Origin of the sequence: Collinsella sp. TF06-26 (genome assembly GCF_002232035.1) — a bacterium.
GTDB lineage: Bacteria > Actinomycetota > Coriobacteriia > Coriobacteriales > Coriobacteriaceae > Collinsella.
Window position 1 is genome coordinate 38850 of record NZ_NKXR01000004.1, and the last position, 19008, is coordinate 57857.

Consider the following 19008-nt stretch of genomic DNA (forward strand, 5'->3'; position numbering starts at 1 on the left):
TCCTAAAACTCGGTATCCGAAATTACTTCTTACGGCGACGAATAATGTGCTGGTTCGAGACCTTCTTCTTCTTGCGCGTACGAAGGCCCTTCGTCGGCTTACCCCAGGGGGTAACGGAGGGACGACCAGAGGTGTGGTTCTTGCCCTCGCCACCGCCGTGCGGGTGGTCGACAGGGTTCATGACGGTACCGCGGACGGTCGGGCGCACGTTCATGTGACGCTTACGGCCGGCCTTGCCGATGACGATGTTGGCGTGATCGGCGTTGCCGACCTCACCGACGGTGGCGCGGCAGGTAACGAGGATGCGGCGCATCTCGGAGGAAGGCATACGGACGATGGCGTACTTGCCCTCCTTACCCATCAGCTGGCAGGAGTTACCGGCGGAACGGGCGATAGCAGCGCCCTTGCCCGGCTGGAATTCGACGGCGTGGATGAGCGTACCGACGGGGATGTCGGCGAGGGGCAGAGCGTTGCCCGGCTTGATGTCGGCGTCAGAACCGGACATGATGGTCTGACCGACCTCGAGGCCCTTGGGGGCCAGGATGTAGCGCTTCTCACCGTCAGCGTAGTGCAGCAGAGCGATGCGAGCGGAACGGTTCGGATCGTACTCGATCGTGGCAACCTTGGCGGGCACGCCGTCCTTGTTGCGCTTGAAGTCGATCACGCGGTAACGACGCTTCACGCCGCCGCCCTGGTGGCGGGTGGTGATGCGGCCGTTGTTGTTACGACCGGCCTTCTTGGGCAGGGGCTCGAGAAGAGACTTCTCGGGCTTGGTGCAGGTGATCTCGGAGAAGTCGGAGATCGTCTGCCAACGCCTACCAGCGGAGGTCGGCTTAAGGTGCTTTACAGCCATTACAATCCCTTTCAATAGGAATCCGTTAGCCATCGCAGACAGGGATTCGAGGTTCTGCCTCGGGTGCGATGACACCGGACGTATACACGGTTCCGGGCGTGTCCATTTTATACGCCCAAAACCTTGAGCTCTCGCCTCCCCTATTTGGGAGGCATGAGCTCACTCAACAGCAGCGAGTCTTAGGCCTGGTTGCCAAAGACCTCGATGGTGTCGCCCTCGGCCAGCGTGACGATGGCCTTCTTCCAAGAACGGGTCTTGCCGGCGACATAGCGCACGCGCTTGGTCTTGGGCTTGACCGTCAGGGTGTTCACGCGAACGACCTTGACGCCGAAGATCTCCTCGACAGCGTCCTTGATCTGATACTTGTTAGCATCCTTGGCGACCTCGAACGTGTACTTGTTCAGCTCCATACCGGAGAAGGAACGCTCGGACACGATCGGACGGATGATGATCTCGTGGGCGGTCATTTATGCAAGCACCTCCCCGAAGTGAGCGGCGATGTCGGCGGGCATCAGCACGGCGTTGTTGTTGACGAGATCGTAGGTGTTGGCCTCGTCGGCAGTGATGATGAACGTCTTGGGAATGTTGCGGAACGACAGGTAGGCGTTGACGTCCTCATCGCGAACGATGATGGTCAGACGCTTGCCCTCAAGGCCGAGAGCCTTGAGCATGGCGACGGCAGCCTTGGTGGAAGGCTTCTCGAAGCCGTAGTCGTCGACGAGCACGAGCTCGCCATCGGCCAGCTTGGCGGACAGCGCAGAGCGCATAGCCAGCTTGACCTCCTTGTTGTTCATACGCTTAGCGTAGGAACGGGGCTTGGGGGCGAAGACAACGCCACCGTGACGCCACTGGGCAGCACGGATGGAACCCTGGCGGGCACGGCCGGTGCCCTTCTGACGCCAAGGCTTCTTGCCGCCACCGGAAACCTCAGAGCGGCCCTTAGCGGACTGGGTGCCCTGACGCCAAGAGGCCATCTGGCACTTGACGATGTGGTGCATAACGTGGATGTTCGGCTCGATGCCGTACACCTCAGCGGCGAGCTCGGCCTCGGCGACCTTCTTGCCCTCGCTGTTCTTTACTTCAAACTTTGCCATTTAAGTGTTCTCCTTGGTATGACGCTGGGCTAAATGGGCTGGGCCCTTAGGCCATACGGATGGCGACGAGACCATTCTTGGCACCCGGGACAGCGCCCTTGACCAAGATGAGGTTCTGCTCGGCATCGATGCGGACAACGGAAAGGTTCTTGACGGTAACGCGCTCGTTACCCATGTGACCGGCCATCTTAACGCCCTTGAGGACGCGCGCAGGATAGGCGCACTGACCGATAGAACCGGGGTGACGCTGGAAGTGAGAACCATGCGTCATAGGACCGCGGCGCTGACCCCAGCGCTTGATGCGACCCTGGAAGCCCTTACCCTTGGAGGTACCGATGACGTCGACCTTCTCGACATCAGCGAAATCAGCGACGGTGACGACCTCGCCGACCTTGTGCTCCTCGCCGTTCTCGACGCGGACCTCACGAAGGAAGCGGACAGGCTCGACGCCAGCCTTAGCGAAGTGACCAGCCATGGGCTTGTTCACGTTCTTGGCCTTGATGTCGCCGAAACCGATCTGGACGGCGTCATAGCCGTCGGTTGCCTGAGTTTTAACCTGCGAGACAGCGCAGGGGCCAGCCTGGATGACCGTGACGGGGACGACGTTGTCGTTCTCGTCCCAAACCTGGGTCATGCCAATCTTGCGGCCGAGAATCATGCTGATCAAGATATGATCCCAACTCTCGCGTGGTCTTGGGACAATGCGTACACCACCGAGCGTACGCCCCTAGAGGACCACTACTTACACGACGTGCTCCCCAGCCTTGTATTTCGCCCGGACTACCTGACAACCCTATTAAGCAGGCATTTTGTCCAGCCAGAATACTCCCCTGGTTTCACACAGCTGTTTAGTATACACGGCTGCGGGCGTATCCATCGAGATTCATATTTCACTCACATTGTTTACGCAGGTAAAGTGCGTGGATGGCTCCCGAGCACGGCGGAGGGCCGGAGAAATATATTAAGGTCCCTGCTCTACAGTCCTGCGCAAGACGGAGAGCACATTAAGTGCTCTCCTTTGCGTGCGGAACTCGCGATGACCTTAATATATTTCTCCGGCCCTCCGCCGTGCTCGGGAGACGACACGTTGATGTCTGCTTAACTCTGCTCGCTCAGGCTAATGACTTTGTTGGGGGTCCACTATTTGCTGGAGGGTGAACTTGCATTGCATTGGCTCGCCCTCTACTTGTGGCTCCGCCTCATCAAAATCGAAAATCATAATGGCGCAGTTGGGGAGTTTTGTTGGGAGCTCGAAGCCCTCTGGGGCTGCAGCCTTGATGAATTGGCGGCTGGCGCTGCCGTGGCTTACTGCTAGGAGGGTTTCGATGCCCTCGGCGCCCATGAGATTGGTGAGGGTGCCCACCATGCGCTCCTGCAGGGCATGGCTTCCTTCTCCGCCAAATGGGATCAGGTCCTCGCCGGGGTCCCAGACGTCGGTGGGTAGGGCGTCGTGGGGGCCTTCTTCGAAGGTGCCGTAGCTGCGCTCGATGATGCCTTCGCAGGGCTCGACTGCTGCATCCCGGCCGAGGAGTTCGGTTGCGACGAGACTTGCCGTGTCCATGGCTCGGCCTAAGGGCGAAGAGACCACTTTGTCGGGAACGACGTTGTGGGCTTTGAGCCACGCGGCTGCCATCCCGGCTTGCTGACGACCCAGGTCGGTCAGCGGTGAATCGCAGCGGCCCTGGACCAGCTTTTTGACGTTAAACTCCGTCTGACCGTGGCGGAGTAGATACAGCTTCTTCATGCTCTCCCCTTCTGCATAACCTGCTTTGCCGGCACAGCCTTACTCGTGGGTATGCCCTACGTAGTCTTCGTCGATCGTGATCTTGGCAATCGACTTGGGATATTCCGATTCGACCCGTTGTGCCAGCGCGTGCTTTAAGTCTTCGGCACTCATCTGCAGATCCGAGGGACGCACGCAGTCAAAGATCACGTTGGTGTGCGTGGGGCCCGGAACACAGCGTAGGTCGTGGATCGAGAGGCAGCTATCAATCTCTTGAGCCATAGCGTTGATGCGCAGACGCATGCTCGCCACCTTTGGATCGTCGGTCACGATGGGGTCGTAATGGAGCGTGACAATCATGCCGTCTTCGTTCCTAAATGCCTGTTCAATGTTGTCGAGCGTGTCGTGACTTTCCAGCGGGCTGGCCTCGGCTGCCATCTCGGCGTGAGCGCTTGCGAACTTCCTGCCCGGGCCGTAGTCGTGAACCATCAAATCGTGAACGCCCAAAACGCCGGGGTAGCTCATGATCTTGTCTCGAATGTGCTTGACCAGCTTTGGATCGGGTGCCTGGCCCAAAAGCGGGCTCACCGTATCCTGGATGAGCTCAAAGCCGCTCCAGCCAATATAGGCGCCAACGGCAAGGCCGACCCATGCGTCAAGATTGATGTGCGTCACCTGCGAAACAATTGCGCACGCCAGCACAGCACCCGTAGCTAGGACATCGTTCTTTGAGTCCTGAGCGGTCGCATGCAGCGTCTCGGACTCAATGCGATCGCCGAGCTTTTGGTTGAGGGCCGCCATCCAGAGCTTAACAATCATCGAAAGCACCAAGACTGCCACCAGGGCAAGCGAGAACTCGACAGGTTCGGGGTGGATGATGCGCTCAACCGAGGACTTCACCAGCTCAACGCCAATCAGCAGCACGAGCGCCGCCACGACCAGACCCGAGAGATACTCGTAGCGGCCATGTCCGTAAGGATGCTCGGGGTCGGCCGGCTTGCCCGCCAGCTTAAAGCCAAGCACGCTCACGATGTTCGAGCTGGCATCGGACAGGTTGTTCATGGCGTCCGCCACAATCGAAACCGATCCCGACAGCACGCCAATTGCACCCTTCGCAGCGCAAAGCGCAACATTGGCGAGAATACACACTATGCCCGTCAACGTTCCCACGCGCGCACGGTCGCCCTGCGCACGACGAACAATCCACTCGACCATCCTCATCAGTCCCCACGGTACTACCTATATATCTATTGCTCAAACGGATTGTAGTGTAGCCACTTTGTCCTCCAGATACAAAAAGGCCGCAGCCCACACGGGCCGCAGCCTTGGAATGCGACATGCGGGACCGTCCCTTTGTCGCACAGATTTATGCGCTTGCTTCAGCAGCGCTCGCCACTGTTTCGGGCGAATCAGCTTCGCCTTCTGCCGCCTGCACCTTTGTCGGCACCACGCCAAAACAGCAGCTCAGCGCCGCAGACACCGCAAATGCTGCGCCGCCGGCAGCGCAGCACCACAGCAGATTCGAGATGCCGCCCGTGGCAAAGCCAATGACCATAAGAACATTCGTCATACCGATGGTATAAGCCGTAACGTGGCCTACGGCCGCAACAAGTCCTCCGACGGCGCCGCCAACGGCCATGCACGTCAGACACCTGCCATATTTAAAGCCGCATCCGTACAGCGCTGGCTCGCTTACGCCGCCAAGAATACCCGAGATTGAATAGCCCAGCATGAGCGCCTTCTCGTCCTTATCCGCAACGCGGAGCGACGCGCCAAAGGGCATACCCCAAACGGCGAACGTTGCCATCGTCGCGGCGATCAGGATGCACGAATCCGTTCCCACACTCATAAACTGCGCATAGGCGAGCGATAGGACAACGTTGCTGACACCCGCGATCTTAAGAAACTCCCAGCCCGCGGCAAGCCCCATGAGCGTGAGCAGCGACACGATGCCACCGGAATTGCCAAGCATAAACATAAGCTGTCCCAACAGCATGCCCAGATAGCTGCCTGCCGGCGCCGTAACACACAGCGACACCGGAACCATGACAAGCATGGTTGCAAACGGTACAAAAGAAAACGCCACAGCCTGAGGGATAGTGCGCTTAAAGAAACGCTCCACCTGCCATAGCACGGGCACCGAGATGAGAACCGGAATAACAGTCGTCGTGTAATCGTTGACCGGCGCGGGAAGTAGACCATACACGAAAGTCATCGATGCCCCCGTCGTCGATGCGGCATCAACGAGCTTAAGCAGATCGGGCACAATCAATACGCCGCCCAGCATCATGCCCAGCTGCTCCGAGCAACCGAGCTGGCGGGCAGCGGCCCAACCAAGATAGATGGGCAAAAAGTAATAGCCAGCGTTATACAGCCAGCTGTAAAACAGGCGATAGATTTCGGAATCGGCAGGCCATAGACCAAGCATGCCTTCGCCCATAATGGCGGCAACGGTGCGGAACAGCGCCGCGCAGACAATAAACGGCAACGCCGACATCATGCTTTTGGACAGATAGTCCACCACGGCCATGGCGTTTGATGAAACCGTCGTTGTAAACGAGGTGTTAGAAACTTGTGACATGGAACGCCTTTCCCAATGTGACATGCGGACTGTCCCTTTGTCACATCGTGCGGTACTGACCGATTGCGCGGTACTTTTCGTAGCGGAGGTTTGTGAGGGTCGCGTCGTCGAGCTGCCCAAGCGTATCGAAGGCATCAAATGCCGAGGACATGACGACACCGGCAATCTCCTCATGCGACAGGCCCCTATCGTCAACAATGCCGTCGATGATGCCGAGCGCCAACAGATCGGGGGCCGTGAGCTTAAGCGCCTCAGCGGCCTCATTCGCGCGCTCGGTATCCTTCCACAGGATCGACGCACAGGCCTCGGGGCTCACGACCGAATAGGCCGAGCTCGAGAGCATCAGGATGCGGTCGGCCACGGACAGCGCCAGCGCGCCACCAGAGCCGCCCTCGCCTGTCACCACCGAGACAATCGGCGTCTTAAGGCCGCTCATCTCCATGAGATTCTGGGCAATCGCCTCGCCCTGGCCGCGCTCCTCGGCACCGATGCCGCAAAACGCGCCCGAAGTATCAACCAGGCACAGAACCGGCCGACCAAATTTCTCGGCTTGGTGCATCAGGCGACGTGCCTTGCGGTAGCCCTCGGGATGTGCCATACCAAAGTTGCGACGCATGCGCTCTTTGGTCGTGGTACCGCGCTCGATGGCGATAACCGTCACGGGTCGCCCGTCTTTCCAGCCGATGCCGCCCACCACGGCAGCATCGTCGCCAAAGTAGCGGTCGCCGTGCAGCTCTACGAATCCGTCGAGACCCAACGAGATCATCTCGCCTGCCGTGGCGCGGTTCGCCGAGCGAGTCTGTTTGACGATTTCGAGCGCGCTTTTTGGTGCGGCCGAGCGCTTAAACAAGTGTCCCAGCTTTTTGTCGCGACGACCCGTATGCACGATCTCATGCGGTGCCCCCAGGCCGGGCGCGTGCCCTTCGTGCAGCGCCAGCAGCTCGCCTACCGTGAGCGCAATCTCACCACGCGGAACAACGGCATCGCAAAAGCCGTGCTCCAGCAAAAACTCGGAACGCTGGAATCCCTTGGGCAGACGCTTGTGCATGTTCTGCTCGATCACGCGCGGGCCGGCAAATGCCGTCAGGGCATCGGGCTCGGCCAGGATAATGTCGCCCTCCATGGCAAAGCTCGCGGTTACACCTCCGGTCGTGGGATCGGTGAGCACCGTGATATACAGGCCGCCCGCCTCGCTGTGGCGCCTAACCGCCGCAGAAATCTTGGCCATCTGCATGAGTGAGGTCACGCCCTCCTGCATGCGGGCGCCGCCCGATACGGTAAAGCCAACGACCGGCAGCCCCAACTCGGCCGCGCGCTCAAAGACACGACAGATCTTCTCGCCCACCACGGAGCCCATTGAGCCCATCATAAAGTTGGCATCCATAAAGAAGAGCGCGGTATCGCAGCCGCAGATTTTGCCCCTGCCGCACACAACGGCATCGCGCTCGCCCGAACGCTCGCTCACGCTCTTAAGCTTGTCGGCATAACCGGGAAACGAGAGGAAGTCCTTCGACGCCAGATTGGCATCCCATTCCTCAAAGGTACCCGCGTCGACCGTCATGCGCATGCGCGCGCGACCGCTCACGCGAAAGTGTTTGCCGCAACGAGGGCAGACCTCGAGGTTGTCGTGCAGGCGCGCCTCATCAATCACACGGCGGCACTCCGGGCATTTGACAAACACGTGGCGCGCGGGGAACTCGGCGCACGACTCGGTTATCGGCCCCTCAAGGACATTGACCGTCTTCGCTTTTCTATTCATCAGCATAGAGATGCCCCATCAGATCGGTGTGATACATGCCCGACAAAAACTCGTCGTTTGCCAGCACGTCGAGCTGAAGCTCGCTATTTTCGCTCACGCCCTCAATCACGAGCTCGCCCAGGGCCGAGCGCATCTTGCGAATGGCACCGTCACGCGTGGGCGCGCACACGATGAGCTTGCCGAGCATGGAGTCGTAGTACGGCGGAACTTTCGCTCCGGTAAACATGGCGGAATCCCAGCGCACGCGCGGACCACCCGGCACACGCAACGCGGTGACCGTTCCACATGACGGTAGAAAGTCCGGCGTTTCGGCATTGATGCGGCACTCCATGGCGTGGTTGCGGACCGGTAGGTCCTCCTGCTCAAAGGGCAGAGGCTGGCCGGCAGCCACGCGCAGCTGCCACTTAACCAGGTCGGTATCGGTCACAAACTCCGTAACCGGATGCTCCACCTGCAAGCGCGTGTTCATTTCCATAAAGTAGAAATTGCCGTCATCTGAGTACAAAAACTCGATGGTGCCAGCGCCCTCATAACCGACGGCACGAGCCAAGTCGCGCGCCGCCTTGTGCATACGGGCACGAATATCGTCGCGTCCGTCGAGGCACGGCGCGGGGCTCTCCTCGATCAGCTTTTGGTTGCGGCGCTGCACCGAGCACTCGCGCTCACCGAGCGAAAACACATGGCCCTGCTTATCGGCCATAATCTGTACCTCAACGTGATGCGCCGGCGCGACGAACTTCTCCATGTAGCACTCGCCGTCGCCAAAAACGGCCTCGCCCTCGGCACGCGCCTCGATGAACGCCTTTGCCGCGTCTTCCACGCGCTCGACCTTGCGAATACCGCGACCGCCACCGCCGGCACGCGCCTTGATGAGCACGGGACAGCCGATGCGCTCGGCCTCGGCCGTCGCCTCCTCGGGGCTTTTGAGCAAATCGCAGCCCGGCACGATGGGCACGCCCGCGGCGGCGGCCGTTCGGCGTGCGGCGTCCTTGTCGCCCATGCTGTCGATCACCTCGGCCGAAGGACCGACAAACGCCAGACCGAACTTGTCGCAGTCGCGCACGAAGCTCGCCTTCTCGGAAAAGAAGCCATAGCCGGGATGAATTGCCTTAGCTCCCGACTTTACGGCACAGGTGAGCACGGCATCGTCGTTGAGGTAGCTCTCGGCAAGACGCGGGCCGCCGATGCAATACGCCTCGTCGGCAAGCTGCACGTGTAGCGCGTCCGCATCGGCCGTGGAATAAACGGCGACGGTCTTGATGCCCATATCGCGGCACGCGCGGATAACACGGACCGCGACTTCGCCGCGGTTGGCGATGAGCACTTTGTCGAACATGGAGCCTTCCTTAACTTTCGTGCATGAGTGCAAAAGACATATCGGCGCGGCAGCAAACCTCACCGTTGACGCTCGCAGTACCCGTCGCAAAGCGGAACGGCCCGCGCGCACGCGTGATGGAGCACACTAGATCCACCGTGTCGCCCGGGCGCACCGGACGCTTAAAGCGCACCTCGTCCAGACTCGTGTAGAACGGCGTCGCGCCGCGCGCCTCCTCATCGCCCATCAGCAGCACGCAGCAGTTCTGGGCGAGCATCTCGCACTGAATCACGCCGGGAACGACCGGGTTTCCCGGAAAATGTCCCTGCAAAAAGTACTCGTCGCCCGTAATCGTGATCTTGCCGTGGGCCTCGTCGCCCACCAGCTCGGCTTCGTCGAGCAAAAGCATCGGCTCGCGATGCGGTAACAGCTTCTTGAGCTCTTCTTTGTTCATGGATATCACCTATCCGATCCTCATGAGGCAGCTGTCAAACTCCACGAGGTCGCCGTCGGCCACGCAGATCTCGAGCACCTCACCGTCTGCCTCGGCCGTCACCTCGTTGAGAACCTTCATGGCCTCGATGATGCAGAGGGTCTCGCCGGCCTTGACCTTGGAGCCCACGCGCACAAACGGCTCGTCGCCCGGCGCAGGGGCAGCATAGAAGACGCCCACCATGGGAGCAGTCACCTCGGTGCCCTTGGGCTCCGGCGCGGCGGCAGGTGTCTGCGTGGCGGGTTCCGGTGCGGCAGGCGCGACTGTGGGAGCTGCAACTTGAGCGGCCATGGCGCTCGGCATAGGCATGGGCACGGCAACCGGCTGCGCCACACTCGCACGCTCGAGTTCGACCGCGGTGCCATCGGGCTCCTCAACACGTACGCGCGTAAGGCCGCGGTCCTCCATCACATCGGCTATCTCGGCAAGTCTTTTGGAATCCATGCTCTAGCTCCTCGTATATCTACGCAGCGCGATGGCGGCGTTGTGCCCGCCAAAGCCCAGGTTGGTCGAAAGCGCCCAGGTAAGGTCGGCGCGAACCGCGCGATTGGGCGTGTAATCAAGATCGCAGGCGGGATCGGGCGTGTGGTAGTTAATGGTCGGCGGCACCACGCCCTGCTCGAGTGCCATGGCGCAGGCCATGACCTCAATGGCCCCCGTGGCACCGATCATGTGCCCGGTCATCGACTTGGTCGACGAGACATGTGCGGCGCGCGCCGCGTCCTCGCCGAGCGCTCGCTTAATGCCCGCCGTCTCGGACGAATCATTAAGCTTGGTCGAGGTGCCGTGGGCATTGATGTAGAGGCCCTCGGAAGGCTTGACGTCGCCCTCGGCCACCGCCAGCGATATCGCGCGGGCAATGCCGGCAGCCTCGGGATCGGGACTCGTGATGTGATAAGCATCATCGGTGTTGCCGTAGCCCACGACCTCGGCATAAATGTGCGCACCGCGTGCCTGCGCATGTTCCATGCTCTCGAGTACCAGCACGCAAGCGCCCTCGCCCATCACAAAGCCGTCGCGGTCTGCATCGAACGGGCGGCAAGCCGTCGCAGGATCGGGGTTGGTGGTCAATGCGCGGCAGGACGTAAAGCCTGCAACGGCATCGGGGATAATGGCCGCCTCGGCGCCGCCCGCGAGGATCGCGTCGGCATAGCCGTGCTTGATGGCGCGGAACGCCTCGCCCACCGCATGGGCCGAGGTCGCGCAAGCAGTCACGACTGGCAGGGTCGGTCCCTTTGCCTTGTGGCGGATCGCGATATTGCCCGAAGCCATGTTGGGGATCATCATCGCAATCATATAGGGCGATGCGCGGCGAGGTCCACGATCGGCGATCGTGTGGACGTTGTCGACGAGCGTCGTCATGCCGCCCACGCCCGAGCCCACGTAGACGCCCAGACGCTCACGATCGATGGCGCCTTCGACATCAAAGCCCGCATCGTGCATTGCCTCGTCCGAAGCCGCCATCGCAAACTGAACGCAGGGGTCGAGATGCTTGGCGTCACGCTTGCCAAAGTACTCGTTGCCGTCAAAGCCCTTGACTTCGGCCGCCACCTTGACGGTAAACGCATCGGTATCGAAGTGCGTGATCGGGCCGATGCCACAGGTCCCGGCGCACATGGCCGCCCAGGTGGCAAGTGCGGTGTTGCCGAGCGGCGATACGGCACCGATGCCGGTGATTGCAACTCTCTGTTCCATCATGGTCTCCTCATCCAAGCCGTTCTTCGGCCTTGGTTTCTACATCGCCATTCCGCCGTCGACGCGCACGACCTCGCCCGTAATGTAAGCAGCCGCATCGCTCGCTAAAAAGCGCACCACGCCGGCCACTTCCTCGGGACGTGCCATGCGCTTAAGGGGAATCTGTTCCTCGGTTGCCGTACGCACCTTCTCCGAGAGCTTTGCCGTCATATCTGTCTCGACAAACCCGGGGGCGACCGCGTTCGCTCGTACGCCACGAGGCGCAAGCTCGCGCGCCACCGCCTTGGTAAGCCCTATCACGCCCGCCTTGGAAGCAGCGTAGTTGGCTTGCCCGGCATTGCCCATCAGGCCCACGACCGAGCTCATGTTGACGACGCAACCGCCGCGCTGGCGCATAAAGGTCTTGGTGAGCGCGCGCGTCATGTTGAATGTTCCCTTGAGATTGACATCGAGCACGCGATCGAATGCGTCATCGCCCATGCGCATGAGCAGGCCATCGCGGGTGATGCCGGCGTTGTTGACGAGCGCCCAAATGGAACCAAAGTCGTTGAGGACCGCTTCCACGCACGCGTTGACAGCAGCGGGATCGGCCACGTCGCATTGATATGCGCGTGCCGTGGCGCCAACCGCCTCACAGGCTTCGCACGTCTTGCGCGCCGCATCGACGCTGCCGGCATAGACGACGGCGATATCAAAGCCGTCCTCCGCCAGACCGACAGCGCAGGCGCGGCCGATACCCCGCGAGCCGCCCGTGACCAGTGCCACGCGACGTGAGTCGTTGCGCTCGAGCGCGCCGTTGTTCAAGTTGCCCATGTCATTCCTTTCGGGTTACAGCCCTGTGGACTATGCGAGCTCGTCGGCAATAGCTGCGACCTGCTCGGCCGTTTCGCACGAATACACGCGAACGTCGCTCAGCGTACGCTTGGCCAGGCCCGACAGCGTTTTGCCAGGGCCGACCTCAATAAACGTGTCGATGCCCTGATTCTGCAGAGCATGCAGCGTGTCGACCCAGCGAACGGCATGACTCACCTGATTGGCCAAGACATCCGATGCCGCTCGCGGGTCCGCCGGATAGGGCGCCGCCGTCATGTTTGCCATGACCGGAATCAGCAGCGGTGACGGCGCGTGGCCGGCTTGGATATACGTCGCCAGCCCCTCAGTCGCCTCGGCCATATAGGGGCTATGAAATGCGCCCGACACCGCGACTTTCATAGCGCGGCCGCCAGCCTCTTTTACTAGGACGTCGAGCTCCTGCAGCGCCTCGGGCGCTCCGGCAACAACCGTCTGCTGCGGACTGTTGTAGTTGACCGGCCAGCAGTCCTCGCCGGCCTGTTTTGCCAGGTTCTCGACTTGCGCCGCATCGAGCTTGATGACGGCGCGCATGCCGCCCGGATGGCGCTCGGCAGCCGCGGCCATCAGCGCCGCGCGCTCGCACACGAGCTCAAAGCCCGCTCGCGTATCGAACGCCCCCGCAAAGGTGAGCGCGGCGACCTCGCCAAGCGAAAAACCCGCACAGGCGGCAGGTACCACGCCGCGCTCACGCAGGGCGGCAGCCGCTGCCAGATCGTGAACGAACACGCACGGCTGCGTGTTCTCGGTCTGCGAGAGTTCCTCCTTGGAGGCGCTTCGGCACTGCTCACTGGTCCCCGGGCGCACCTCGTCGGCAATGGCGAGCACCTCGGCGGCGGCCGGCGATGCCTCGATCAGGTCGACGCCCATCGCGGGGTGCTGGGCGCCCTGGCCGGCAAACAGAAACGCTACGCCACCCATGCGCACGCACCCTTCAGGACGTGCTCGGCGCCATCGACCAGGTCGTCAACGATTTCACGTGCACTTTGGCGCTCGTTGACCATGCCGGCAATCTGTCCACACAAAAACGAGCCCTCTTCGTAATCGCCGTCCTTGGCGGCCTTGCGAAGGGCGCCCGTGCCCATGGCCCCGAGCTCCTCGACGCTTACGCCCGCCGCCTCGCTCTTGGCGTAGGCGTTGGTGAAGGGGCTCTTGAGGGCACGCACCGGGTGTCCCGTCGAGCGGCCGGTCGCACGCGTCGAGGTGTCGTTGGCCTTCAGGACCATCTCCTTGTACTGCTCCGATACGGTGCACTCATCTGCGATCAGAAAGCGCGTACCCACCTGCACGCCGGCGGCGCCCAGCATAAAGGCGGCCGCCACGCCGCGGCCATCGGCGATACCGCCAGCCGCAACCACGGGAATATCGACCGCATCGACAACCTGCGGCACCAGTGCCATCGTCGAGGTCTCGCCAATATGGCCGCCTGATTCGGTACCCTCGGCAACCACGGCAGTGGCTCCACGACGCGCCACGAGGCGCGCCAGCGCCACCGAGGCAACGACCGGGATGACCTTGATGCCCGCCTCGTTCCACGCCTTCATGTACTTGGTGGGATTGCCGGCACCCGTCACGACGACCGGCACCCGCTCGTCAATCACGACCCGCGCGACCTCGTCGGCAAACGGGCTCATGAGCATGACGTTGACGCCAAAGGGCTTATCCGTCCTGGCGCGCAGCTCATGAATCTGGTCGCGCAGCCAGTTGGCGTCGGCGTTCATGGCCGCGATAATCCCTAAGCCGCCCGCCTCGGACACTGCGGACGCCAGCGAGGCGTCGGCGATCCAGGCCATACCGCCCTGGAACACGGGCTTTTCGATGCCGAGCAGATCGCAGAGAGGAGTCTTGAGCATCTCTACTTCTCCAATGCCGCCTCGACCGTATCGGCGAACTCGCCGACCGTCTTGGGGTTCTCCTCGGTATCGAGCTGGATGCCAAACTCGTCCTCAACGGCGACGAGGATCTCGACGGTGCCCAGACTGTCGAGACCAATCTCCTCGAGCGTGGACTCGGGCTTCATCTCGACGTCGTCAAGACCGGCGGTCTCGCGGATAACATCGCAAACGCGCTCGAAGGTCTTCTGATCTGCCATGGTAGTTCTCCTTTGTTTGTGCCCTAGGGGCGTTTTTATTTCCTATGTGCGACTACTTCCAACGAAGTAGATAGCCACCTATATCCAGACCGGCGCCAAATCCAACGAGGGCGATGGTATCGCCCGCATTCAGTGCGTCGGTGCGTGCCAGCCGGTCAAGCGCAAAGGGAATGCAGGCGCTCGAAATGTTGCCGGTCTCGCGCAGCGTTCGAACCACGCGCTCGCCTGGCACGCCGAGGCGCTTGACCGCCTGACTCAGGATTCGTTCGTTAGCCTGATGGAATACAAAATGGTCGATGCCCTCGACCGAAATGCCCGCATCGCTCGCAAGCTTATGGACCGTGTCGCAGATGGCGTTGACGCCGAACTTGAACACGCGGCGGCCATTCATGGACAGCACGCTCTCGCTATCTGCGGAGGCCTTAAACGGCGAGGTGCCGACCAGACCGGGAACGCACAGCGTCTCGACGTCGGGCGCCGTCGAAAGCTCAACGGCAAGGGGGCTGTCTCCCCCAGCCTCAATCACCGCGGCGCCTGCCCCATCGCCAAAGAGCACACAGGTGGCGCGGTCGGTCCAGTCGAGCGCGCGCGTCATCTGCTCGGCAGCAATGACCAACACACGCTCGGCACGACCGCGGGTGATATAGCCCTCGGCGACATCGAGCGCAAATACGAAGCCGGCACAGGCCGCCGAAACGTCGAAAGCAGGACATGTGGCACCCAGGCGCTCAGCAATGGCGCACGCTTCGGCAGGAACGAGATGATCGCCCGTCGTCGTCGAACAGACGATAAGATCCAGCTGGCTCGCATCGATTTCGGACGTCTGGAGCGCTTGCTCGCTCGCTGCCACGGCAAGGTCGTCGAGCGACTCGGTGGTGCACACATGACGGCTCTTGATGCCTGTGCGGGTAAAAATCCACTCATCCGAGGTATCGAGGAACTCGGACAGCTCGTCATTAGAAACACTGCGCTTGGGAAGCGCCGAGCCTGTTCCAAGAATCGTGAAACCCATCACTAACCTCCTTTAAGTTGTTGACGTGTTTACATCGACCAAGAGAGGATAGCGCATTCTTCACCTTGTTGACGTGTTAACATTAAATTGTCCAAATGCGACAAAGGCTTCACATTGTGTCTATCTATCGACACCATTGCGTCATTCACTTATTCATTAGGGAGGTAGCAGCCGCTATGGATGCCCAATTAACGATAGTCGACGTAACCGGATCGACCAACGATGACCTGCTCGAAGCAGGAAAACAGGGAGCGCCGCACGGCACAGGACTTGCCGCCCGGACTCAGACAGCAGGACGCGGCCGACGCGGCCACAAGTGGGATTCAACCGCCGGCAATCTGTTACTCTCGATTGCCCTACGTCCTCGTGTTGATCCCGCCAAGTACTCTGGCCTTGCCGCCGTCAGCGGCCTAGCGGTACTCGAGGCGCTCGAAAAGCAGGGTCTTGCAAACGAGATTGGCCTCAAATGGCCCAACGACCTGGTCGCGCGAGGACGCAAGCTCGGCGGCATTCTGGTCGAAGCCGCACGCGATAACGAAGGCAACCCCTTTGCGGTCTGTGGCATCGGCGTCAACGTGAACTATGTGCCCGCGGAGGTGCCCGATGGTGGCCTGCCGGCAATCGGTCTCTCGGACCTCAACGAGAACGTTCCCGCCGTCGATATGCTCCTCGATGAGGTCTATCACACCGTCGTAAACGCTGTAGACGCGTGGGCAGATCTGCTCAACGCCATGGAAGAAAACGCCGGACCGCTCGCGCCCGTCCACGGCGAATATGTCGCTCACCTCAATTGGATTGGAAAGCACGTTATCGCCCGCTCCCCTGCCGGTGACGAGCTGGCGCGAGGCATCTTTAAAACCGTCGATGGCTTTGGTCGTGCGTGCATCGAAACAGAAGACGGCTTGCGATCCTTCCATTTTGAGGAAGCGTCATTGCGCCCCTTGAGTGAGTAGGTCGCCACAGCCAGCCGCTCGGCAGCCTTACCCGGCGATCCAAACCCATCATGCAAAACAAAAGGGCCCCGCTACCGTAATGGCAGCGGGGCCCTTTAAGCTATGAGGAATATCGCTTAGAGCTTGATGTCGATGTCGACGCCAGCGGGGAGGTCGAGACGCATGAGCGAATCAACGGTGCCCGAGGTGGGGTCGAGGATGTCGATAAGGCGCTTGTGGGTGCGCATCTCGAACTGCTCACGGGAGTCCTTGTTCACGTGCGGCGAGCGGATAACCGTGTACAGGTTGCGCTCGGTGGGCAGGGGGACAGGACCGGAAACGCGAGCACCGGTCTTCTGAGCGGTCTCGACGATGAGCTTCGCGGACTGATCGACGACCTCGTGATCATAGCCCTTGAGGCGAATGCGGATCTTCTGGGTAGCCAACTTAAACCTCCAAAGAGTGCGAGAGATGTTCTCGCGGATTACGTAACAGGGAGCTCGAACTTAGGCGTTCTTGCTCATGACCTCGTCCACGATGGACTTGGGCGCGGGCTCATAAGAGTCGAACTGCATCGTGTAGGATGCACGGCCCTGGGTCTGGGAGCGAAGGTCGGTAGCGTAACCGAACATCTCGCCCAGCGGCACCTTGGCACGGATGAGCTTGCTGTTCTTGCGATCCTCCATGCCCTCGATCTTGCCGCGGCGACCGGAGAGGTTGCCCATAACGTCGCCCATGTACTGCTCGGGGGTCTCGACCTCGACAGCCATGATCGGCTCGAGCAGCTGCGGATCGGACTTCTTGAGAGCGTCCTTGATAGCCATGGAACCGGCGATCTTGAAGGCGGCCTCGGAGGAGTCGACCTCGTGGTAAGAACCGTCGAACAGGGTGACCTTAACGTCGAGGACCGGGAAGCCGGCGATAACACCGGTGTTCAGGGCCTCCTGGATGCCCTTGTCGATGGACGGGATGTACTCCTTGGGCACGACGCCGCCGACGATAGCGTTGACGAACTCGTAGCCGAAGCCCTCCTCCATCTTCTCGAGCTTGATGACGGCGTGGCCGTACTGACCGCGACCGCCGGACTGACGGACGAACTTGCCCTCAGCCTTCTCGACGTCGTGACCAGCGGTCTCGCGGTAGGCAACCTGGGGCTTACCGACGTTAGCGTCAACCTTGAACTCGCGGAGCAGACGGTCGACGATGATCTCGAGGTGCAGCTCGCCCATGCCGGCGATGATGGTCTGACCGGTCTCGTGGTTAGTGGACACCTGGAAGGTCGGGTCCTCCTCGGCGAGCTTGGTCAGAGCCAGGGACATCTTGTCCTGCTCGGCCTTGGTCTTGGGCTCGATGGCAACGTCGATAACGGGCTTAGCGAACTCGATCTTCTCGAGGACGATCTCCTTGCCCTCGGCGCACAGGGTGTCACCAGTGGTGGAGTTCTTGAAGCCGACGCAAGCGACGATGTCGCCGGCGGCAGCGTCGTCACGGTCGATACGCTCGGCGGCGTTCATCTCGAGGATGCGGCCGAGGCGCTCGCGCTGACCGTTGGAAGCGTTGACAACGTAGGAGCCAGACTCGGCGCGGCCGGAGTAAACGCGGACGTAGGTGAGCTTACCGACGAACGGGTCGGTCATGATCTTGAAGACCAGGCCGGAGAAGGGCTCGTCGAAGGAAGGATGACGCTGGATCTCCTCGCCGGTGTCCGGATCGGTACCGGTGACGGCCTCGACGTCAAGCGGGCTGGGCAGGTAGTCGACGACAGCGTCGAGCAGCTCCTGAACGCCCTTGTTCTTGTAGGCGGAACCCACGAAGACGAGGTTGAGCTCGTTGGCCAGAACGCCCTTGCGCAGAGCAGCCTTGAGCTCCTCGACGGTGAAGTCCTCCTCCATGAGGATCTTCTCCATGAGCTCGTCGTCAAAGCTGGCAGCAGCGTCAAGGAGCTCCTCGCGCTTGGTGGCAGCGATGTCGGCAAACTCAGCCGGGATCTCGTCCATCGGCTCGGGGTAGGTCATACCCTTCTCGTCGGCCTTGAAGTCCCATGCGGTCATGGTGACCAGGTCGATGACGCCCCAGAAGTTGTCCTCGGCGCCCATCGGGACCTGAGCGGCCACGGCGTTGGCGTCGAGACGATCCTTCATGGTCTCGATAGCGTTGAAGAAGTCAGCGCCCACGCGGTCATACTTGTTGATGAAGGCGATGCGGGGGACGTTGAAGGTAGAAGCCTGACGCCAAACGGTCTCAGACTGGGGCTGAACGCCGGCAACGGCGTCGAAGACGGCGACAGCGCCATCGAGGACGCGCAGGCAGCGCTCGACCTCGGCGGTGAAGTCAACGTGGCCCGGGGTGTCGATGATCTGGATGCGGTAGTCCTTACCGTCCTTGTTCCAGAAGCACGTGGTAGCAGCGGAGGTAATGGTTACGCCGCGCTCCTGCTCCTGAACCATCCAGTCCATGGTGGCAGCGCCCTCATGGACCTCACCGATCTTGTGGGTCTTACCGGTGTAGTAAAGAATACGCTCGGTCGTGGTGGTCTTACCGGCATCGATGTGAGCCATGATGCCGATGTTACGGGTATCGGAAAGCTTGTACTTAGGCTTAGCCATGTTA

20 protein-coding genes are annotated in these 19008 nt (G+C 61.1%); 1 reads left to right on the forward strand and 19 read right to left on the reverse strand.

Going from position 1 to position 19008, the window contains the following annotated elements:
* Window positions 1–22: 22 nt before the first annotated feature.
* The 17 genes from rplB to CHY22_RS03715 all read right to left on the reverse strand — a co-directional run bounded on the left by rplB (window position 23) and on the right by CHY22_RS03715 (window position 15466).
* Complete coding sequence (rplB, locus tag CHY22_RS03635; RefSeq protein ID WP_055250219.1) at window positions 23–853, reverse strand: 50S ribosomal protein L2; 831 nt, start codon at window positions 851–853, stop codon at window positions 23–25.
* Between the two features lie 179 nt (window positions 854–1032).
* On the reverse strand, window positions 1033–1320 hold the full coding sequence (gene rplW / locus CHY22_RS03640; RefSeq protein ID WP_022094197.1) for a 50S ribosomal protein L23: 288 nt from the start codon (window positions 1318–1320) through the stop codon (window positions 1033–1035).
* Complete coding sequence (gene rplD, locus CHY22_RS03645; protein ID WP_006235032.1) at window positions 1321–1947, reverse strand: 50S ribosomal protein L4; 627 nt, start codon at window positions 1945–1947, stop codon at window positions 1321–1323.
* A 46-nt stretch (window positions 1948–1993) separates the two neighbouring features.
* Window positions 1994–2614, reverse strand: a complete 621-nt coding sequence (rplC, locus tag CHY22_RS03650) for a 50S ribosomal protein L3 (protein ID WP_089572481.1) — start codon at window positions 2612–2614, stop codon at window positions 1994–1996.
* Between the two features lie 450 nt (window positions 2615–3064).
* Entirely contained in the window at window positions 3065–3691 is a 627-nt protein-coding gene (locus tag CHY22_RS03655; RefSeq protein WP_089572482.1) for a histidine phosphatase family protein, read from the reverse strand.
* 39 nt (window positions 3692–3730) lie between these two features.
* Window positions 3731–4885 (reverse strand): cation diffusion facilitator family transporter, encoded by a 1155-nt coding sequence (locus CHY22_RS03660; RefSeq protein WP_233502802.1) that lies wholly within the window; start codon window positions 4883–4885, stop codon window positions 3731–3733.
* A gap of 151 nt (window positions 4886–5036) precedes the next feature.
* The gene (locus CHY22_RS03665; protein WP_143759208.1) at window positions 5037–6251 is read right to left on the reverse strand and encodes a PTS fructose transporter subunit IIB; all 1215 of its coding nucleotides are present in this window, start codon (window positions 6249–6251) and stop codon (window positions 5037–5039) included.
* A gap of 40 nt (window positions 6252–6291) precedes the next feature.
* A complete protein-coding gene (gene accD / locus CHY22_RS03670) occupies window positions 6292–8016 on the reverse strand; it encodes an acetyl-CoA carboxylase, carboxyltransferase subunit beta (protein ID WP_089572485.1) in 1725 nt (574 codons plus the stop codon).
* On the reverse strand, window positions 8003–9346 hold the full coding sequence (locus tag CHY22_RS03675) for an acetyl-CoA carboxylase biotin carboxylase subunit (RefSeq protein ID WP_089572486.1): 1344 nt from the start codon (window positions 9344–9346) through the stop codon (window positions 8003–8005). Before CHY22_RS03675 ends, accD begins: the two co-directional genes overlap by 14 nt.
* Before the next feature lie 10 nt (window positions 9347–9356).
* The gene (gene fabZ / locus CHY22_RS03680) at window positions 9357–9779 is read right to left on the reverse strand and encodes a 3-hydroxyacyl-ACP dehydratase FabZ (RefSeq protein WP_089572487.1); all 423 of its coding nucleotides are present in this window, start codon (window positions 9777–9779) and stop codon (window positions 9357–9359) included.
* Between the two features lie 9 nt (window positions 9780–9788).
* Window positions 9789–10262 (reverse strand): acetyl-CoA carboxylase biotin carboxyl carrier protein, encoded by a 474-nt coding sequence (accB, locus tag CHY22_RS03685; protein WP_089572488.1) that lies wholly within the window; start codon window positions 10260–10262, stop codon window positions 9789–9791.
* 3 nt (window positions 10263–10265) lie between these two features.
* On the reverse strand, window positions 10266–11513 hold the full coding sequence (fabF, locus tag CHY22_RS03690) for a beta-ketoacyl-ACP synthase II (protein WP_089572489.1): 1248 nt from the start codon (window positions 11511–11513) through the stop codon (window positions 10266–10268).
* 39 nt (window positions 11514–11552) lie between these two features.
* Window positions 11553–12326 carry a 3-oxoacyl-[acyl-carrier-protein] reductase gene (gene fabG, locus CHY22_RS03695; protein ID WP_089572490.1) on the reverse strand — a complete coding sequence of 258 codons (774 nt, stop codon included), beginning with the start codon at window positions 12324–12326 and terminating at the stop codon, window positions 11553–11555.
* A gap of 30 nt (window positions 12327–12356) precedes the next feature.
* A complete protein-coding gene (locus CHY22_RS03700; RefSeq protein WP_089572491.1) occupies window positions 12357–13283 on the reverse strand; it encodes an ACP S-malonyltransferase in 927 nt (308 codons plus the stop codon).
* Window positions 13271–14215, reverse strand: coding sequence for an enoyl-[acyl-carrier-protein] reductase FabK (gene fabK / locus CHY22_RS03705; RefSeq protein ID WP_089572492.1), 945 nt, complete (start codon window positions 14213–14215; stop codon window positions 13271–13273). The genes CHY22_RS03700 and fabK overlap by 13 nt, the downstream gene beginning before the upstream one ends.
* Before the next feature lie 2 nt (window positions 14216–14217).
* Window positions 14218–14454, reverse strand: coding sequence for an acyl carrier protein (locus tag CHY22_RS03710; protein WP_006235019.1), 237 nt, complete (start codon window positions 14452–14454; stop codon window positions 14218–14220).
* Between the two features lie 52 nt (window positions 14455–14506).
* Window positions 14507–15466: a beta-ketoacyl-ACP synthase III gene (locus CHY22_RS03715; RefSeq protein ID WP_089572493.1), complete on the reverse strand. Its 960-nt coding sequence runs from the start codon at window positions 15464–15466 to the stop codon at window positions 14507–14509.
* A 176-nt stretch (window positions 15467–15642) separates the two neighbouring features.
* Here CHY22_RS03715 and CHY22_RS03720 point away from each other — a divergent pair, with 176 nt between their 5' ends.
* Window positions 15643–16419 (forward strand): biotin--[acetyl-CoA-carboxylase] ligase, encoded by a 777-nt coding sequence (locus CHY22_RS03720; RefSeq protein ID WP_158551149.1) that lies wholly within the window; start codon window positions 15643–15645, stop codon window positions 16417–16419.
* Between the two features lie 116 nt (window positions 16420–16535).
* Here the strand turns inward: CHY22_RS03720 and rpsJ are convergent, their stop codons facing one another.
* Together rpsJ and fusA are read right to left on the reverse strand one after the other, a co-directional pair.
* Entirely contained in the window at window positions 16536–16844 is a 309-nt protein-coding gene (gene rpsJ, locus CHY22_RS03725) for a 30S ribosomal protein S10 (protein WP_022094184.1), read from the reverse strand.
* A gap of 60 nt (window positions 16845–16904) precedes the next feature.
* Window positions 16905–19004: an elongation factor G gene (gene fusA / locus CHY22_RS03730; protein WP_022094183.1), complete on the reverse strand. Its 2100-nt coding sequence runs from the start codon at window positions 19002–19004 to the stop codon at window positions 16905–16907.
* Window positions 19005–19008 lie beyond the last annotated feature (4 nt).

What these genes read in the sequence shown, in the direction of transcription:
- CHY22_RS03665 (WP_143759208.1), bottom strand. Translation starts at nt 6,251, where the DNA reads ATGTCACAAGTTTCTAACACCTCGTTTACAACGACGGTTTCATCAAAC.
- CHY22_RS03720 (WP_158551149.1), top strand. Translation starts at nt 15,643, where the DNA reads ATGGATGCCCAATTAACGATAGTCGACGTAACCGGATCGACCAACGAT.
- CHY22_RS03655 (WP_089572482.1), bottom strand. Translation starts at nt 3,691, where the DNA reads ATGAAGAAGCTGTATCTACTCCGCCACGGTCAGACGGAGTTTAACGTC.
- CHY22_RS03715 (WP_089572493.1), bottom strand. Translation starts at nt 15,466, where the DNA reads ATGGGTTTCACGATTCTTGGAACAGGCTCGGCGCTTCCCAAGCGCAGT.
- rplW (WP_022094197.1), bottom strand. Translation starts at nt 1,320, where the DNA reads ATGACCGCCCACGAGATCATCATCCGTCCGATCGTGTCCGAGCGTTCC.
- fabF (WP_089572489.1), bottom strand. Translation starts at nt 11,513, where the DNA reads ATGGAACAGAGAGTTGCAATCACCGGCATCGGTGCCGTATCGCCGCTC.
- CHY22_RS03675 (WP_089572486.1), bottom strand. Translation starts at nt 9,346, where the DNA reads ATGTTCGACAAAGTGCTCATCGCCAACCGCGGCGAAGTCGCGGTCCGT.
- accB (WP_089572488.1), bottom strand. Translation starts at nt 10,262, where the DNA reads ATGGATTCCAAAAGACTTGCCGAGATAGCCGATGTGATGGAGGACCGC.
- fabZ (WP_089572487.1), bottom strand. Translation starts at nt 9,779, where the DNA reads ATGAACAAAGAAGAGCTCAAGAAGCTGTTACCGCATCGCGAGCCGATG.
- CHY22_RS03700 (WP_089572491.1), bottom strand. Translation starts at nt 13,283, where the DNA reads ATGGGTGGCGTAGCGTTTCTGTTTGCCGGCCAGGGCGCCCAGCACCCC.
- rplD (WP_006235032.1), bottom strand. Translation starts at nt 1,947, where the DNA reads ATGGCAAAGTTTGAAGTAAAGAACAGCGAGGGCAAGAAGGTCGCCGAG.
- fabK (WP_089572492.1), bottom strand. Translation starts at nt 14,215, where the DNA reads ATGCTCAAGACTCCTCTCTGCGATCTGCTCGGCATCGAAAAGCCCGTG.
- CHY22_RS03660 (WP_233502802.1), bottom strand. Translation starts at nt 4,885, where the DNA reads ATGGTCGAGTGGATTGTTCGTCGTGCGCAGGGCGACCGTGCGCGCGTG.
- fusA (WP_022094183.1), bottom strand. Translation starts at nt 19,004, where the DNA reads ATGGCTAAGCCTAAGTACAAGCTTTCCGATACCCGTAACATCGGCATC.
- fabG (WP_089572490.1), bottom strand. Translation starts at nt 12,326, where the DNA reads ATGGGCAACTTGAACAACGGCGCGCTCGAGCGCAACGACTCACGTCGC.
- rplB (WP_055250219.1), bottom strand. Translation starts at nt 853, where the DNA reads ATGGCTGTAAAGCACCTTAAGCCGACCTCCGCTGGTAGGCGTTGGCAG.
- CHY22_RS03710 (WP_006235019.1), bottom strand. Translation starts at nt 14,454, where the DNA reads ATGGCAGATCAGAAGACCTTCGAGCGCGTTTGCGATGTTATCCGCGAG.
- accD (WP_089572485.1), bottom strand. Translation starts at nt 8,016, where the DNA reads ATGCTGATGAATAGAAAAGCGAAGACGGTCAATGTCCTTGAGGGGCCG.